The sequence below is a fragment of the Muriicola sp. E247 genome, from assembly GCF_041358175.1.
Classification (GTDB): domain Bacteria; phylum Bacteroidota; class Bacteroidia; order Flavobacteriales; family Flavobacteriaceae; genus Muriicola.
Map to the genome: position 1 here is coordinate 297,621 of NZ_JBGKBE010000001.1, position 16,476 is coordinate 314,096.

Sequence of the window (16,476 nt, forward strand, 5' to 3'; positions counted from 1 at the left end):
TTAGAAAAATATGAATCCTGATAAGAAGACATACAGATTGCTAGTGCTAACGGATTTGCATAAATCTTTAAGTAAAATGTTGAAAGTCACTGTGGGCATGGCTAAAATGATCAATGGCGAGATAGAAGTATTCCATGTTAAAAAACCCTCAGATATTGTAACCAGTGATAATCAATTATCCGCCATGCGTACAATTAATTCAAAGCATAAAACAATTGATAAGAAAATTCAAAATTTGATTACCCCTATAGAAAAGGAATCAGGTATGAAAATTCCTTATTCGTTTGCCTTCGGTAATGTAAAAAATGAAATTAGTTCATATATCAAAAAACGACAACCCGATATTATAGTTTTGGGGAAACGAAAATCCAAACCTTTTAATTTGATCGGGGATAGTATTACTGAGTTTGTCTTAGATGTCCATGACGGTGTAGTTCTAATAACTACAGATAATGATGTGCTACTTCCAAACGAACAAATTTCTCTTGGCATGCTTAATAATTCGAAACCCTTTTTAAATTTTGCTTTTGCCGAAAATTTGAATAAGCATATCCAAAAACCCGTTAGATCGTTTAAGATCATCAAAAATTCTACCTCAATAAAAGAAGTGTCAAAAGCTATAGATGATGAAACATTAGAATATGTATTTGAACAGAATGACGGCACAATCAAGAACCTGTCTAACTACCTATTAAAAAATAACATAAGTCTGTTATCAATCGATAGGGGACAGAAAGATTCAGATAACGCCAAAAAATTAATGCCGGTGGATATCAATAATGTCATTAGCAAACTCAATATTCCCCTTTTGATCTCAGGTAAATAAAAAATTCGATAACCACAATTAAAACAATTAATTATGAAAGTTCACACAAAAGATTCACAGGCAGAAATAACACCAGATTTTGCCATAACGTTATTAAAGGAAGGTAATACCAGATTTGTGGAAAGTAAAAAGGCAGAACGTGACCTATTGGAGCAGGTGAGATATACCGCATCTGGGCAATATCCATTTGCCACAATATTGAGTTGCATAGATTCTAGAGTTTCTGCCGAGCTGGTCTTTGATCAGGGAGTCGGAGATATTTTCAGCGCAAGAGTAGCCGGAAATATTGTAAATGAAGATTTGTTAGGGAGCCTTGAATTTGCCTGTAAAATAGCCGGAACTAAAATTCTCGTAATACTTGGCCATACTGCCTGTGGTGCAGTCAAAGGTGCATGTGACGACGCTAAATTAGGGAACTTAACCACCTTGCTTCATAAAATAAAACCTGCGGTAGCAGCAGTTTCCGAACCTTCCGATAGCAGTTTGAGAAACTCAAAGAATATCGATTTTGTTAATGCTGTTGCCCGCAAAAACGTGGAACTAACTATTGAGAATATTCGTAGTCTTAGTCCGGTTCTTAAAGAAATGGAAGATAATGAAGCTATCAAGATTATAGGAGCAATGTACGACATCAAAAATGGAAAGGTTACTTTTATGGATTAAAAGCAACGTTTTTATATAATATTCTGAAAGCCAGTAAGTTTTACTGGCTTTTTTATTTGCAGAATTAAAGTATCTTAGGAGAAACAACCTAAATTAAATTAATGAAATCATTATTTAAACATTTCCGGGGTGATATGCTTGGAGGAATCACCGCAGGAATTGTAGCCCTCCCTTTGGCCCTTGCCTTCGGTGTCAGTTCTGGTCTGGGGCCAAGCGCCGGATTATACGGTGCTATTTTCATTAGTTTTTTTGCTGCAATGTTTGGCGGGACCCCAACACAAATCTCCGGTCCTACAGCACCCATGACGGCAGTGAGCATGATCGTTATAGCAGGAATCATTGCGGTGTTCGATGGAGATGTTGAAAAGGCCCTGCCGGCAATACTGACTGTATTTCTTCTCGGAGGTTTGATGCAAATCGGGCTTGGGCTAATGGGTATAGGAAGTTATATCAGGTATATCCCCTATCCTGTGGTATCGGGATTTATGACTGCAATTGGCTTGATTATCATCATTACACAAATACTTCCAGCACTTGGGTATTATCCCAAAGAAGATAGTGGTTGGGTTCAACCTTTCAAACCCCAGGCAGAAGAATTAATCCTGGAAAATATTTTAAGAGAAGAAGCCGGAGAAGGTATTCTTGTTCTGGAAGATTTTCAGGAAACTATACACAGGGCTGGCGAGATCACCGAAGACGTAATCCAGAAAGAAGCACAGGTCCTGGCTGCTAAAGAAGCTTCCGGAGTTCTGGGGGCATTAACAGTCTTGCCAAGGGCGTTGAAAAACATCAACATACTGGAACTCATCCTTTCCCTCATTACCATAGTAATTATTTACGGTTTTAAGAGGATCACAACTAAGGTCCCAAGTACCCTGGTTGCCCTCATTCTGGTATCCGGAGTGGCCTACGGATTCGGCCTTGATTACAGGCCCATAGAGACCATTCCGGAAGGTTTCCCCCTACCTAATTTCGAAATTATTACCGAATTCCGATTGAGTGCCATAACCCCATATGTATTCACGGCTTTAACCCTCGCCCTTCTGGGATCCATCGATTCCCTCCTGACTTCCGTAGTTGCAGATAATATGACTAAAACCAAGCACAACCCCAATAAGGAGTTGCTCGGTCAGGGAATTGGAAATAGTATTGCTGCACTTTTTGGGGGAATCCCAGGAGCCGGTGCTACCATAAGAACGGTGGTTAATATTAATTCAGGGGGTAAAACCCGACTCTCAGGTATGATCGCCGGTTTACTCCTTCTAGTTATCCTGCTAGCTCTCGGGCCTATAGCTTCGCAAATACCCGCAGCGGTACTGGCGGGAATCCTGATAACCGTTGGGGTTAATGTAATGGATTACAAAGGTTTGAGAGCAATTCCAAGTCTGCCCAAAGACTTGAAAATCGGACCTTTAAAATTAAGCTCCGAAGTGATGGTGATGCTGGTAGTATTATTGTTGTCTACTTTTTGGAACCTCGTTTATGCCGTTGGGATCGGACTGGTCATTGCCTCCCTTATGTTTATGAAAAAAATAGGTGACCTTACCGCCAAACGATCTGAAGTAAGGGCTGCCGGCAGAGAAAAATCATGGGCTGATGAAAAAGGATTTCCTGAATCTCTGCGAGAAAAAGTATTCATTAAGCACATAAAAGGTCCTTTATTTTTTGGTACCACAAGCGAATTCCAGCTGTTGGCTGATCAGATCCCCATTACTGCTACAGCCGTTATTATCAGATTAGGCAGGATGCAGTACATGGATCAATCCGGACTGTATGCAATGGAAGATGTTTTGCAGGACCTGAGCAGAAAAAAGATCAATGTCTTTTTTGTCAGGGTCTTAGACCAGCCCAGATATATGATGGAGCGAATTGATATTATCCCTGATCTGGTTCCCCCGGAACATATTTTCAAAAGCTTTGATGAATGCGTAAAATTTGTATTGAAACATCCTGAAGAACTGGAACCCCATTTAAATTCTTAAAGGGAAATTCTTTGAATACAGCAACCCCTTAACAAATCCATGGCCAGAAGCGGTTAAAATCTAAAAAACCAGTATTTTTGACCGCTGGTAGGATTAGTGTATTTCAAATGATCGATCAACTTAAAGAACATATCAAAGAGGTAAAGGAATTTACCGCTGAAAGCCCGGAGGCTGTAGAAGAATTCAGGATCAGGTACCTCGGTAAAAAAGGCCTGCTGAATAAGTTTTTCAGTGAATTCAAACAGGTTCCCAACGAACAGAAGAAAGAATTCGGGAAGACAATCAATGAACTCAAAGTACTGGCTTCTGAAAAAGTTACCTTACTTAAGGAATCCTTAGAAGAGAAAGTTACTGAAAAATCAATCTACGGAGATCTTACTCGTCCGGGCGAACCCCTTGAATTAGGCTCCAGACATCCCATATCCATTGTAAAGAATCAGATCGTTGATATTTTTAGCAGGATAGGATTCAATGTATCTGAAGGTCCTGAAATAGAAGACGACTGGCATAATTTTACTGCGCTCAATCTGCCGGAACACCATCCGGCCAGAGATATGCAGGACACCTTTTTTATTCAGACCAATCCGGATATGCTGCTGCGTACACACACCTCTTCGGTACAGGTTCGTTACATGGAAACCCACAAGCCACCCATAAGGACCATTTCTCCTGGCAGAGTCTATAGGAATGAGGCCATTTCGGCTCGTTCCCATTGTTTTTTCCATCAGGTTGAAGGCTTGTATATAGACAAAGACGTTTCCTTTGCAGATTTAAAGCAAACACTTCAGTTCTTCACCACTGAGCTTTTTGGCAAGTCGAAAATCCGACTCAGGCCTTCCTATTTCCCATTTACCGAACCAAGCGCAGAGGTTGATGTTTACTGGGGCCTGGAAACAGAAACTGATTACCGTATGACCAAAGGAACAGGCTGGCTCGAGATCATGGGTTGCGGAATGGTTGACCCAAATGTTCTTGAAAATTGTGGAATTGATTCTAAGGAATATTCGGGCTTTGCATTTGGAATGGGTATCGACAGAATTGCACTATTACTGCACCAGATATCAGATATTCGCCTTCTGAGTGAGAATGACCTGCGTTTCCTTGAGCAATTTAAAAGCGCCTTTTAGCATTCATCTAAGCGGAAAACCTTTTGCCGCCCACCAGGGATGCATCTCAATGACGAGTCGACCTGATTTTACCATGGGATCCAGATTGGCCAGACTATCGGCTATTTCTAATGTCGGGGTATTGTAAATAGTAATCCCCCTTATATCCCCATCGTCTCCGAAAGGGCCTGAAATATCAGCAAATCCCAGTTCGTACATCCTCCCAAGATGCTCCAGATGTAAGGTTTGCAGACTATCGGCTTGCTTTTTATTTTGTGATCTGTTCGGTCCTTTTTTTAAAAAGGCAATAAAGTACTGCTGCATTATGACTGTGTCTGCCGTCTGCGGATCAACATAATCAAAGATTTCATATCCTTTTTCGAGCAGATCTGCTTTTATCTCGGCTACGGAAAGTTCTGGCTTTATGTTCTTTCCGTCCATAAGCGACTGATCCTTTTTCCCTGCCTGCTCACACCCCAAAAAAAGGGCGAGTACCGAGAAAATAAGGAAGGAATTTATTGCTTTTTCCATGTTACATATGGGTATTTACTGAGTTGTGAATTATAGTATTTTGGGTCGCCTGTAACCTCAATTCCCAACCATTCAGGTTTATCATAGTGCTCATCTACTTTTTGCAGCTCTATTTCGGCAATCACCAATCCTTGATTTTCATCGTAAAATTCGTCTACCTCAACAAGGTGATTTCCACTTCTTACAAGATAGCGGATTTTCCTTATAACGCCCTTTTCGCATATACTCAGAAGATTTCTTGCCTCTTCCGGTGTAATTTCACGCTCCCATTCGAAGCGCGTTGTTCCATCGGCATCCGTTCTACCTTTTACGGTAATAAATCCCTTAGAACCGGTAAGACGAACCCTTACGGTTCTGTCGGGGTCTGTGTTAAGAAACCCCTGGATTATTTCAATCTCATCATATGCCTCGGCCCGATAGGCATCAGAATTTACCAAAAATTTCCGTTCGATCTCAAGCATTGGCGAGTTGACTTATTTTGTCTGAAGTGATCCTATTCTCCCTGAATTCATTATTGGCCAACCATACCATGGCCTTTGCAATATCTTCTGCCGAAATAGACCGGTATTTTCTCAAAGGACCAATCAAAAACACATTCAAGACTGCGAATACAATTTTGGCAATCTTTTCCCCCCTCCTCTTTTCTCCTCTTTTTCCCGAGATCAGAGAAGGCTGAAGGATATATGTTTGAGGGATTCCCAGCTCCAAAACAGCCTCTTCCATTTCACCTTTGATCTTGCTATAAGAAACAGAACTGTTGGGATTAGCCCCCAGGGAAGACATTACCACAAAAGTGTCGATATTGTACTTAACGCATAGTCGGGCTGCCTCTACAGGGATCCCGTGATCTATCTTTCTGTATTTTTCCTTGTCTGGGGTTTTGGATTTTGTGGTTCCGATGCAACAGTAAACTTCATCAGCTGTAAATTTTGAAGAGAACTGTTTAAGGTCTAAGAGGTTTCCAAGATATTCCTCGTATTTAGGATGTGTTATTCCCGTAGAAGAACGGGAAAAAGCCTTTATCCCGGAATATCTCTCGTCATCCAGTAATTTATTGAGAAGCAAACCTCCTGTGAGGCCTGTCACACCCAGAATAATAGCCGTTTTAGCAGGTTTATCCATAAATCTAAGATATGACTTAAATTTGTTTATGCCCTACGATTTTCCCATCCGCAAGATAATCCATATCGATATGGATGCCTTTTACGCATCCGTGGAACAACTGGATCATCCTGAGCTTCGGGGGAAGCCTTTGGCAGTTGGTGGCGGATCAAAAAGAGGAGTAGTTGCTGCGGCCAGTTATGAGGCGAGAAAATTTGGTGTCCGCAGTGCAATGAGCGGCGCACTTGCAAAAAAAATGTGCCCTGAATTAATATTTGTAAAACCGCGCTTTGAGCGATACAAAGAACTCTCCCTGAAAATACGTTCTATTTTTTTTGAGTATACGGAGCTGGTTGAACCTTTATCTCTGGATGAAGCCTATCTCGATGTAACCCGGAACAAGGTTGGGAATCCCTCAGCCACATTGATTGCAAAAGAGATCCGAGATCGTATCTACACCGAACTCGGTTTAAAAGCCTCTGCAGGAATATCCATCAATAAATTTATTGCGAAGGTTGCCAGTGATATCAACAAGCCAGATGGGCAAAAAACCGTAAACCCCGAGGAAGTGGTGCCCTTTCTAGAAAAGCTCGATATTCGCAAGTTTTATGGTGTCGGGAAGGTTACGGCAGAGAAAATGTATCAGTTTGGAATTTTTACCGGACTTGATCTCAAAGGAAAAAGTCTTGAATTTCTGGAAGAACATTTCGGAAAGAGCGGGATGTTTTACTATCAGGTTGTTCGTGGGATACACCAGAGTGAAGTAAAGTCGCACCGCATCCCGAAATCCTTAGGGGCTGAACGTACTTTCAGTGAAAATCTAAGTAGTGAGGTATTTATGAAAGAACGGCTTACCCACATTGCTGCTGAGCTTTCAAAGAGGATTGACAAATCCGATACAGCTGGCAAAACGATCACCTTAAAAATCAAGTACAGTGATTTTACCATGCAAACAAGGAGTAAAACCCTTCCTTATTATGTCTCAGACCGGGAACTTATTTTAGATACCTCTATGGAACTGTTATATCAGCAACCACTTGATAATTCGGTTCGCCTTCTTGGAATATCCCTTTCTAATTTAAAAGGTGCAGAAACAAGTCAAAAACAAGATCATTCCGTATCTGTTCAGCTCAAATTTGAGCTTTAAAAATTACAGGTATCGATTTCGGTAACTCGAAGGGTATTAACCATTCCCTTGGCTTTTATGGGCATAGCTGCCAGGCTGATTAACATATCTCCTTCCTCCAGGAATCCTTTCTGACAAGCAATCTTATTCACATCTTCAATAGTCTCGTCAGTTGAAACAAATTTGTCATAATAAAAAGCCTTTACCCCCCAAAGCAGGTTGAGCTGTGTCAGGATTCGTTTGTTAGATGTAAACACCAGAATATGAGCACTGGGTCTCCAGGCAGATATCTGGAAGGCCGTGTACCCACTATTGGTAAGGGTTGAAATCGCTTTTGCCTTAATTTCGTTTGCCATAGTGGCAGCGTGAAAACATACGGCTTTGGTGATATATCGTTTCGTTCTTATGTGCGGTGGTTCCTGTGGTACTTTGATCAGTTCAGAGCTCTCAACACTTTGTAGAATACTCGACATTTTTTCTATTACCTGAACGGGGTAATTCCCAACAGAGGTCTCCCCTGATAACATTACTGCATCTGCCCCATCCATCACAGAGTTTGCTACATCGTTCACCTCGGCACGGGTAGGCGTAAGACTTGTAATCATGGTTTCCATCATCTGGGTAGCAATAATCACAGGGATCCTGGCTCTTTTTGCACGCAGCACGAGGGTTTTTTGAATCAGAGGTACTTCCTGAGCCGGTACTTCAACTCCCAGATCACCCCTCGCCACCATTAAACCATCGCAATAGGATACGATTTTATCTATGTTTTCTACCGCTTCCGGTTTTTCAATTTTTGCAATGATCGGGATTTTATGTTCTGAATGTTCTTCAATTATATTTTGTAAATCGATCAGATCCTGGCTATATCGAACAAAGCTCAACGCTATCCAGTCTACATCCTGAGAAATCGCAAATATGGCGTCCTTAACATCCTTTTTCGTTAAGGCAGGAAGGGATATATTGGTATTTGGAAGATTGACACCTTTTTTCGATTTAAGTGGGCCTCCCTGAATTACTTTGGCTTTTACCTCATCCTTTTTGTTCGTAGACAGTACTTCGAACATCAGTTTTCCATCATCGAGTAGAATTCTTTCTCCCGGATTTACATCTCTGGGGAACTCTGCATAATTCATATAGACTTTCTCGGCATTGCCCTCAAAGGCCTTCCCAGTCACAAAAGTGATTTCGTCTCCCGGAGCAACAACTACTTCTCCGGCCATCACTCCTACCCTGAGTTTTGGTCCCTGCAGGTCGGCCAGTATAGCGGTGTAAATTCCCAATTCCTCATTCAGCTGGCGAATTGTTTTAATTCGCTTTTTCACATCCTCATAATCGGCATGTGAGAAATTGATGCGGAATACATCCACCCCGGCAATAATCATGCTTTTAAGCGTTTCCTTGTCACTGCTCGCAGGGCCAAGGGTAGCTACTATCTTTGTCTTCTTCTTACTCAGCATTCAATTAATATATTAAATTGTGCTTTGATTTTAAATTCGTGGTCTCGATTTCATAAGCGGCAATCACATTCGGGATGCCTTTTATCTTCAGAAGCAGGTCGGAATCCATTGCCTCTTGTTCCACTTTTAGCAGGAAATTTACTTCTTTGTGTTCAGGTACCAGATGATGGTTTGAAAAACTAGGTTCCTCCGGAAACAGATCACTAGAAGTGCTTTGATGGGATGTGATACAGGAATTAGTCAGTAAAGACCATTCGCGGTCGTACATTTTATCCTTCCACTCAAAATAAGGATAAATAATATCAGATGAAAATAATAAGTCGGTATCTGCCCTTTTCAAATGCAATTTCAGAGTCTCGTTCAATGCATAAGCCAGGGCGTAATCTTCCAGATTAGTATAAATTCCGACCAGTGCAAACTCAACCTCATAAGATTCTTCCAATATCCGCATGCCTGCCCATATTAAAAAGCCTAAGTTGTAAATATATAATTTATAACGTTACTTGCCTAGTTAGTGGCCTTCATTCGGGAAGAAATGTCAACGCAAACCTTTGCGTACTACTATTGAGAGTTCTCAATTTTATGTTGCAGGGCAAAAAAAGCTCTTTTAGAGGCTTTTTCCTCCGCCTTTTTTTTAGAAGTTGCCCTGGCTTTGGCTACCAGTTTCCCATTAATACTGAATTTTACGGCAAAATGCTTGAGGGGATCATTGCCATCGTCTTCGTATACGTTGTATTTGAATTCTTTTTTTTGTTTTTGACACCATTCGATGAGCAAACTTTTATAACTGATCACCTTTCCTTCGAGCTGTTCAATGTCCACATAGGGTTCAATGACCCGTTCCTGTATAAATTTTTCGCAGTAGTTATATCCTCTATCCAGGTAAATAGCCCCTATAAGGGCTTCGAAAACGTTTCCATGAATATTATCGCCAAAGTGTGATTTGGGAATTTTGCTTTCCACATAAAAAATAAGGTTCAGATCTTTCCCCAATTCATTGAGATGCTTTCTGCTGACAATTTTCGATCTCATTTTGGTTAGGTATCCTTCATCTCCTCCTGGCACCTCGTTATACAAATGTTTTGAGATAATCGTTCCCAGCATGGCATCTCCGAGAAATTCGAGACGTTCGTAATTCATCGGGTTCCCTTTATTGTCTCTTTGATTCGCCGAACGGTGTAAAAAAGCCTTCTTATAGATACTAACGTCTTTAGGTTTAAATCCCAGAATATTTGATATTCCTAAAAAAAAATCCCCATCCTTGTTGGAATGGGAATTGAAAATATTTGAAGGAAAATTCATCCGGTCTTTAGCTTATTTTTTTAAAGATTACACAGGCATTATGACCGCCAAATCCAAAGGTGTTGCTCATGGCCACAGATACATCTCTGGGCTGGGCCTTGTTCAGGGTCAGATTTAATTTAGGATCAATATTCTCGTCAACCGTTGAATGATTAATAGTTGGAGGAACCAGGTTGTGCTTCATTGCCAGGATGGAGGCAATGGCCTCAATAGCCCCGGCGGCACCCAATAAATGGCCTGTCATCGACTTTGTAGAGTTGATATTGATCTTAGGTGCATGTTCTCCAAATACCTGAGAAATTGCTTTTAATTCAGCTACATCGCCCAGTGGTGTTGAAGTTCCATGTGTATTGATCGCATCCACGTCTTCCGGTTTCATTCCGGCATCTCGTAAGCAATTCTCCATCACTTTTACAACCCCTATCCCATCCGGATGCGGGGCAGTCATGTGATAAGCATCACTAGACATTCCACCTCCGGCAACTTCGGCATAAATTTTTGCTCCTCTTGCTTTGGCGTGTTCGTATTCTTCAAGAATCAGGGCGCCGGCTCCTTCTCCAAGGACAAAGCCATCTCTGGTAGCATCAAATGGCCTTGAGGCAGTTTCCGGACTTTCATTTCTGGTAGAAAGCGCATGCATGGCGTTAAATCCACCCATTCCTGCCATAGTAACTGCCGCTTCACTTCCTCCTGTGACCACCACATCACAATATCCGAGCCTGATATAATTTAAGGCATCAATCATTGCGTTGGCAGAGGAGGCACATGCCGAAACTGTAGTATAGTTCGGCCCCATAAATCCGTGTTTTATAGAAATATTCCCAGGGGCTATGTCTGCAATCATTTTTGGGATAAAGAAAGGATTAAACCTTGGGGTTCCATCTCCCTTGGCAAAGTCCATCACTTCATTTTGAAAGGTTTCCAGACCGCCGATTCCTGCTCCCCAGATAACACCTACCCTGAATTTATCAATAGAATTCAAATCCAAACCGGAATCTATAATAGCCTCATCTGAAGAGACAAGTGCATATTGAGCAAAACGGTCTAATTTTCTTGCTTCTTTCCGATCGAAGTAATTCTGAGGGTCGAAATTCTTGATTTCACAAGCGAACTTGGTCTTAAATTTCTCGGTATCGTAATACGTAATTGGGGCTGAACCACTTTTTCCTGATTTAAGTCCTTCCCAATATTGATCCAGGGTATTGCCAATGGGTGTCAATGCCCCTAGTCCGGTAACAACTACTCTTTTTAACTCCATGGAATCATTTTTTGTTTCAGATGTACCTATACCGTGTGAAAATTAAAAAAAAATATCCATGCAGCGTGGTGACCACATGGATAATTTACATCATGTTCCTGATATCATTACTTATTTGGCCTCTTCAATATAGCTAATAGCCTGGCCGACGGTTGCAATATTTTCTGCCTGATCATCCGGAATCTGGATATCAAATTCTTTCTCAAATTCCATTATCAACTCAACGGTGTCCAATGAATCTGCCCCCAGATCGTTAGTGAAGCTAGCTTCTGCCACTACTTCGTTTTCATCAACGCCTAACTTATCAACGATAATTGCCTTAACTCTTGATGCAATGTCTGACATAATTTTTTTGGTTTTAATTTTTAATTGTTGGCAAAAATAAAAAACTTTGGTAGAAATACACCATACCTCGCCAATTTGTCGGGTAATTTAAGAAAATTAATGGCAAGTATATTACTTTAGCGTCAGAAAATTGGGGGCCATTATTATCCCTCCACATATGAATGAAAGAAATGCCAATCCTTTTATCATTTTAATAAACTTTGGCAGGGAAAGCGCACTCGTTCCATCGCGGATTATAAAATGAAACATATCGTCTTATTTGCTTCCGGCTCCGGCACCAATGTAGAAAACATTGTCAGGTATTTTGAGGGCCATCAAACAATTTGCGTTTCCTGTGTTTTTACTAATAAAAGAGATGCTTATGTTCTCGATCGTTGTAATGCGCTAGGTATTCCGGCTTTCTTCTTTAATAGCCATGCTTTTAAAGATAAGTCCGTATTACTACAATTCCTCAGCTGCCTTCAACCTGATCTGATAGTATTGGCCGGGTTCCTGCGGAAAATCCCCGCGGAAATGGTAGCCACCTTCCCTGATAAAATTATAAATATCCATCCTGCATTACTCCCAAAGTACGGAGGTAAAGGCATGTATGGAAAACATGTCCATAAAGCCGTAAAGGCCGATAAGGAATCCGAATCAGGAATTACCGTACACTTCGTCAATGACCGATATGATGAAGGTGCCATCATTAAGCAAATCCGAGTTGGAATATCATCCTCTGATTCAGCAGATGACATTGGCAGAAAGGTTCAGCAACTTGAACATCTTCATTTTCCACAGATAATAGAAGCCGTTTTATCAGAAAATTAATGGCCAAAAAAAACAAATTATACGTAGTCTGGAAGGGAAAAGTCCCCGGTATATATGATAGCTGGGATGCTTGTAAAAAACAGATATCGGGGATGAAAGGGGCCCAGTATATGTCTTTTTCTACCCGTGAGCAGGCCGAAAAGGCTTATAATAGTTCTTACGCTGTCTACAAAGGCAGCAAAAAGAAGGAGCCGGGATTATCAGCAACTGAATTATTAAAGATAGGAGAACCCAATATGCACTCTATTGCGGTTGATGCTGCGTCGAGTGGAAATCCAGGCAAAATGGAATACCGAGGTGTAGACACCAGGACGAAAAAACAGTTGTTCAGACAGGGGCCATTCGCCCAGGGTACCAATAACATAGGAGAATTCCTGGCCATTGTGCATGGCCTGGCCTTTCTTAAGGAAAGAAAATCAGATCGTGTTCTTTATACAGATTCACGCACCGCCATGAGTTGGGTGAGGAAAAAGAAATGCAATACGAAGTTGCAGCCAAATACCAGGAATAAGGAATTATTCGAGCTGGTTGAAAGAGCTGAAATCTGGCTTAATAAAAATTCGTACAAAACTCCCGTGGTTAAATGGGAAACCGCAGCCTGGGGTGAAATACCTGCTGATTTCGGTCGAAAATAACCCTTCCTGAATTTCCATTTACCTCAGGTTCCACAGGAATAACAAAAGCGTATATTTGCAACGAATTTGAACCTTTTATATGGGCAAGCTTTTAATATTGGGAACCGTGGCCTTTGATGCAATCGAAACGCCTTTTGGTAAAACCGATAAAATACTGGGTGGTGCAGCTACCTTTATTGGCCTAGCGGCTTCTCAGTTTAAAGTTGAATCTGCAATTGTTTCAATTGTGGGTGACGACTTTCCCCAGACATATCTGGAATTACTCGAAAAAAGGGGAGTCGATATATCAGGCATTGAAGTGGTTGAGAACGGCAAGACTTTCTTCTGGAGCGGGAAATATGATAATGACCTTAACAGCCGGGATACCCTGGTAACCGAACTTAATGTCTTAGCAGATTTTAAACCGGTTATCCCTGCTCATTTCAGGGATGCGGACGTCCTTATGCTGGGAAACCTCCATCCTTCAGTACAGCTGAGTGCCATAGAACAGATGCAGGCTGAGCCAAAATTGATTGTATTAGATACGATGAATTTCTGGATGAATAATACACTACCTGAATTGATAGAAGTTATCAAAAAAACAGATGTTATCACAATCAATGACGAGGAAGCAAGGCAATTGGCCAATGAATATTCCCTGGTAAAGGCAGCACAGAAAATTCATGAAATGGGCCCGAAATACGTGGTGATTAAAAAAGGGGAAAACGGCGCATTGCTTTTCCACAATGGGGAGGTGTTTTTTGCCCCGGCATTACCCCTCGAAGAGGTGTTTGATCCTACGGGTGCGGGAGATACCTTTGCCGGAGGATTTGTGGGTTATCTTACCGAGTCTGAGAACGTTTCTTTTAACAATCTTAGGAATGCAGTAATACACGGGGCCAATCTGGCTTCGTTTTGTGTGGAGAAGTTTGGTACGGAAAGGATGCAAAACCTATCCAAAGATGAAGTAGACCGCAGGTTAAATCAATTTAAACAGTTAACACAATTTGATATTGAGTTAAAATAATGCCCTGCCTTTCCGGGGCTTTTTTTATGCAATGAGCTATGAGTGACGCCATTAAACACGAGTGTGGTATTTCCCTGATCAGACTTTTAAAGCCCCTCGATTATTACAAGAAAAAGTACGGGTCTGCCGTCTACGGGGTCAATAAAATGTACCTCATGATGGAAAAGCAGCACAACCGAGGACAAGACGGTGCGGGCTTTGCCAGTATTAAGCTCGATGTTCAACCCGGCCAGCGATATATGAGTCGGGTAAGGTCGGTTCAGTCACAACCCATTCAGGATATTTTTGCCCAGATCACCGATCGTATCAATAGGGCCTTTGAGGAAAATCCGGAGTTAATAAATGACGCTGAGGCACAGAAGAATTACATCCCATACATTGGAGAAGTACTATTGGGACATGTTCGTTACGGTACCTTCGGAAAGAATAGTATAGAAAATGTACACCCCTTTCTCCGTCAGAATAATTGGATGCATCGTAACCTGATTGTTGCCGGGAATTTCAATATGACTAATGTGACCGAGTTGTTCGACAACCTGGTACAACTGGGTCAGCATCCCAAAGAGATGGCTGATACGGTAACCGTTATGGAAAAGATCGGGCATTTCTTAGATGATGCCGTAGCCAAGCTATACAAAGAGATCAAGAAAGAAGGCTACAACAAAATGGAGGCTTCACCCCTGATTGCAGAACGACTCAATCTGGCGAAAATTCTAAAAAAGGCCGCTAAGAACTGGGATGGGGGATATGCGATGGCCGGACTATTGGGTCATGGAGATGCCTTTGTCCTCAGAGATCCATCGGGAATACGACCAACTTATTTCTACAAGGATGAAGAGGTAGTAGTGGTGGCCTCAGAACGCGCAGCTATTCAAACGGTTTTTAATGTAAAATATGAGGCGGTTCAGGAATTGAAACCTGCCCATGCCATCATCATTAAAAAGAAAGGGACGGTTAATATTAAAAAGATCATGGAGCCGCTTGAGAGAAAGGCATGCTCCTTTGAACGGATTTATTTTTCCAGGGGCAGTGACAAAGAGATCTATCAGGAGCGGAAGGAACTCGGAAAACTCATCTTCCCAAAAATTCTTTCTGCTATCGATAACGATATCAGGAACACCGTTTTCTCTTATATTCCCAATACGGCCGAAACCTCATTTCTGGGTATGGTTAAAGAAGCCCAGAATTATCTAAACAAGAAAAAGGAAGAACAAATCCTCGAAATAGGCTCAGGAATTACAAGCGAAGAATTGCATCAGATCCTGGAGATCAGACCCCGAATTGAAAAAGTTGCTATCAAGGATGCGAAGCTAAGGACCTTTATCACTCAGGATAGTAGCAGAGATGACCTTGTAGCCCACGTCTATGATATTACGTATGGGTCGGTCAATGAAAATGACAACCTTGTCATTATTGACGACAGTATCGTAAGAGGTACTACCTTAAAAAATAGTATCCTTGGTATTCTCGACAGATTGGGACCTAAAAAAATCATTGTGGTTTCTTCGGCTCCCCAAATCCGCTATCCTGATTGTTACGGGATAGATATGGCTAAATTAGAAGATTTTATTGCCTTTAAGGCAGCCCTGGCCCTTCATAAAGAACACAATTCTCTATCACTTGTAGATGATATCTATAAAAAATGTAAGGAGCAATTTCACAAAAAGGACAAAGAGATCATCAACTATGTCAAGGAGTTTTATGCGCCATTCAGTGCCGATCAGATATCAGACAAGATCGGAGAGCTCTTGTCCCCGGAAGGCATAAAGGCTGAGGTTAAGATTATCTATCAGACTATTGGCAATCTTCATATGGCCTGTCCTGACAATTTAGGTGACTGGTATTTTACTGGTGACTACCCTACTGCAGGTGGAAATAAAGTAGTCAATAAGGCCTTTATCAATTTTTATGAAGGCAAAAATGAGAGGGCTTATTAGCCAATAAAACAGACGAAATACACCACTTAGTGCATTTCATCGATAATATATGCATTTAATCGCCTTTATCGTCATTCAGCATCAAACGAAGTTACATTAGACTTGCCATAGCATAAGTAGGTTAAGTTCATGGTAAGATTTGGGGCAAAAAAGGTGGAGACTTCTCCACCTTTTTTATTTTACACAATTCCGCAGTTAAGTCAACCAGGTTAGAATTTGTAGTCCCTTTCCTTAATACATTCCTTCCTTTTATCCATTAACGGTATTTCAACCAATTAAAGAGACGTTCGTCCAAAACCTTTTTCTTCAGCGACCTCTTCATTTACATTTGGAGAACCATAGCATAAGTAGGTTAAGTTCATGGTAAGATTTGGGGAAAAAAGGCAGG

The 16,476-nt window shown here is 41.3% G+C and carries 17 protein-coding genes; 9 read left to right on the top strand and 8 right to left on the bottom strand.

Annotation, left to right across the window (positions count from 1 at the left end; genetic code table 11):
- Nucleotides 1-10 precede the first annotated feature (10 nt).
- The 4 genes from ACA086_RS01350 (at nt 11) to pheS (ending at nt 4,598) form a co-directional block, all read left to right on the top strand.
- Nucleotides 11-826 (top strand): universal stress protein, encoded by an 816-nt coding sequence (locus tag ACA086_RS01350; protein ID WP_371001477.1) that lies wholly within the window; start codon nt 11-13, stop codon nt 824-826.
- A gap of 33 nt (nt 827-859) precedes the next feature.
- A complete protein-coding gene (locus tag ACA086_RS01355; RefSeq protein ID WP_371001480.1) occupies nt 860-1,489 on the top strand; it encodes a carbonic anhydrase family protein in 630 nt (209 codons plus the stop codon).
- A gap of 101 nt (nt 1,490-1,590) precedes the next feature.
- Entirely contained in the window at nt 1,591-3,471 is a 1,881-nt protein-coding gene (locus ACA086_RS01360) for a SulP family inorganic anion transporter (RefSeq protein WP_371001482.1), read from the top strand.
- Nucleotides 3,472-3,578: 107 nt separating this feature from the next.
- Nucleotides 3,579-4,598, top strand: coding sequence for a phenylalanine--tRNA ligase subunit alpha (gene pheS / locus ACA086_RS01365; RefSeq protein ID WP_371001484.1), 1,020 nt, complete (start codon nt 3,579-3,581; stop codon nt 4,596-4,598).
- Between the two features lie 3 nt (nt 4,599-4,601).
- On the opposite strand, the gene ACA086_RS01370 is transcribed toward pheS, so the two are convergent.
- The 3 genes from ACA086_RS01370 to ACA086_RS01380 are packed head-to-tail and all read right to left on the bottom strand — an operon-like array spanning nt 4,602 to nt 6,230.
- Complete coding sequence (locus ACA086_RS01370) at nt 4,602-5,108, bottom strand: YciI family protein (RefSeq protein WP_371001487.1); 507 nt, start codon at nt 5,106-5,108, stop codon at nt 4,602-4,604.
- On the bottom strand, nt 5,093-5,569 hold the full coding sequence (locus tag ACA086_RS01375) for a CYTH domain-containing protein (protein ID WP_371001488.1): 477 nt from the start codon (nt 5,567-5,569) through the stop codon (nt 5,093-5,095). The genes ACA086_RS01370 and ACA086_RS01375 overlap by 16 nt, the downstream gene beginning before the upstream one ends.
- A complete protein-coding gene (locus tag ACA086_RS01380; RefSeq protein WP_371001490.1) occupies nt 5,562-6,230 on the bottom strand; it encodes an NAD-dependent epimerase/dehydratase family protein in 669 nt (222 codons plus the stop codon). The genes ACA086_RS01375 and ACA086_RS01380 overlap by 8 nt, the downstream gene beginning before the upstream one ends.
- Before the next feature lie 28 nt (nt 6,231-6,258).
- Between ACA086_RS01380 and dinB the strand changes: the two genes are divergently transcribed.
- Entirely contained in the window at nt 6,259-7,356 is a 1,098-nt protein-coding gene (gene dinB / locus ACA086_RS01385; protein ID WP_371001492.1) for a DNA polymerase IV, read from the top strand.
- On the opposite strand, the gene pyk is transcribed toward dinB, so the two are convergent.
- The 5 genes from pyk to ACA086_RS01410 form a co-directional block, all read right to left on the bottom strand.
- On the bottom strand, nt 7,353-8,795 hold the full coding sequence (gene pyk, locus ACA086_RS01390; protein WP_371001495.1) for a pyruvate kinase: 1,443 nt from the start codon (nt 8,793-8,795) through the stop codon (nt 7,353-7,355). The two genes, dinB and pyk, sit on opposite strands and share 4 nt — an antisense overlap.
- A gap of 4 nt (nt 8,796-8,799) precedes the next feature.
- Entirely contained in the window at nt 8,800-9,246 is a 447-nt protein-coding gene (locus ACA086_RS01395; RefSeq protein WP_371001496.1) for an IPExxxVDY family protein, read from the bottom strand.
- A gap of 110 nt (nt 9,247-9,356) precedes the next feature.
- Nucleotides 9,357-10,097, bottom strand: a complete 741-nt coding sequence (gene rnc / locus ACA086_RS01400; protein WP_371001498.1) for a ribonuclease III — start codon at nt 10,095-10,097, stop codon at nt 9,357-9,359.
- Nucleotides 10,098-10,104: 7 nt separating this feature from the next.
- Entirely contained in the window at nt 10,105-11,355 is a 1,251-nt protein-coding gene (gene fabF / locus ACA086_RS01405; RefSeq protein WP_371001500.1) for a beta-ketoacyl-ACP synthase II, read from the bottom strand.
- Nucleotides 11,356-11,466: 111 nt separating this feature from the next.
- On the bottom strand, nt 11,467-11,700 hold the full coding sequence (locus ACA086_RS01410) for an acyl carrier protein (protein WP_009778413.1): 234 nt from the start codon (nt 11,698-11,700) through the stop codon (nt 11,467-11,469).
- 240 nt (nt 11,701-11,940) lie between these two features.
- Here ACA086_RS01410 and ACA086_RS01415 point away from each other — a divergent pair, with 240 nt between their 5' ends.
- The 4 genes from ACA086_RS01415 to ACA086_RS01430 all read left to right on the top strand — a co-directional run bounded on the left by ACA086_RS01415 (nt 11,941) and on the right by ACA086_RS01430 (nt 16,088).
- Entirely contained in the window at nt 11,941-12,510 is a 570-nt protein-coding gene (locus tag ACA086_RS01415) for a phosphoribosylglycinamide formyltransferase (protein WP_371001504.1), read from the top strand.
- Nucleotides 12,510-13,145, top strand: a complete 636-nt coding sequence (locus ACA086_RS01420) for a viroplasmin family protein (protein WP_371001506.1) — start codon at nt 12,510-12,512, stop codon at nt 13,143-13,145. The genes ACA086_RS01415 and ACA086_RS01420 overlap by 1 nt, the downstream gene beginning before the upstream one ends.
- A 79-nt stretch (nt 13,146-13,224) precedes the next feature.
- Complete coding sequence (locus ACA086_RS01425) at nt 13,225-14,151, top strand: PfkB family carbohydrate kinase (protein WP_371001508.1); 927 nt, start codon at nt 13,225-13,227, stop codon at nt 14,149-14,151.
- A gap of 38 nt (nt 14,152-14,189) precedes the next feature.
- Nucleotides 14,190-16,088, top strand: coding sequence for an amidophosphoribosyltransferase (locus ACA086_RS01430; RefSeq protein WP_371001509.1), 1,899 nt, complete (start codon nt 14,190-14,192; stop codon nt 16,086-16,088).
- The last annotated feature ends 388 nt before the right edge of the window (nt 16,089-16,476 follow it).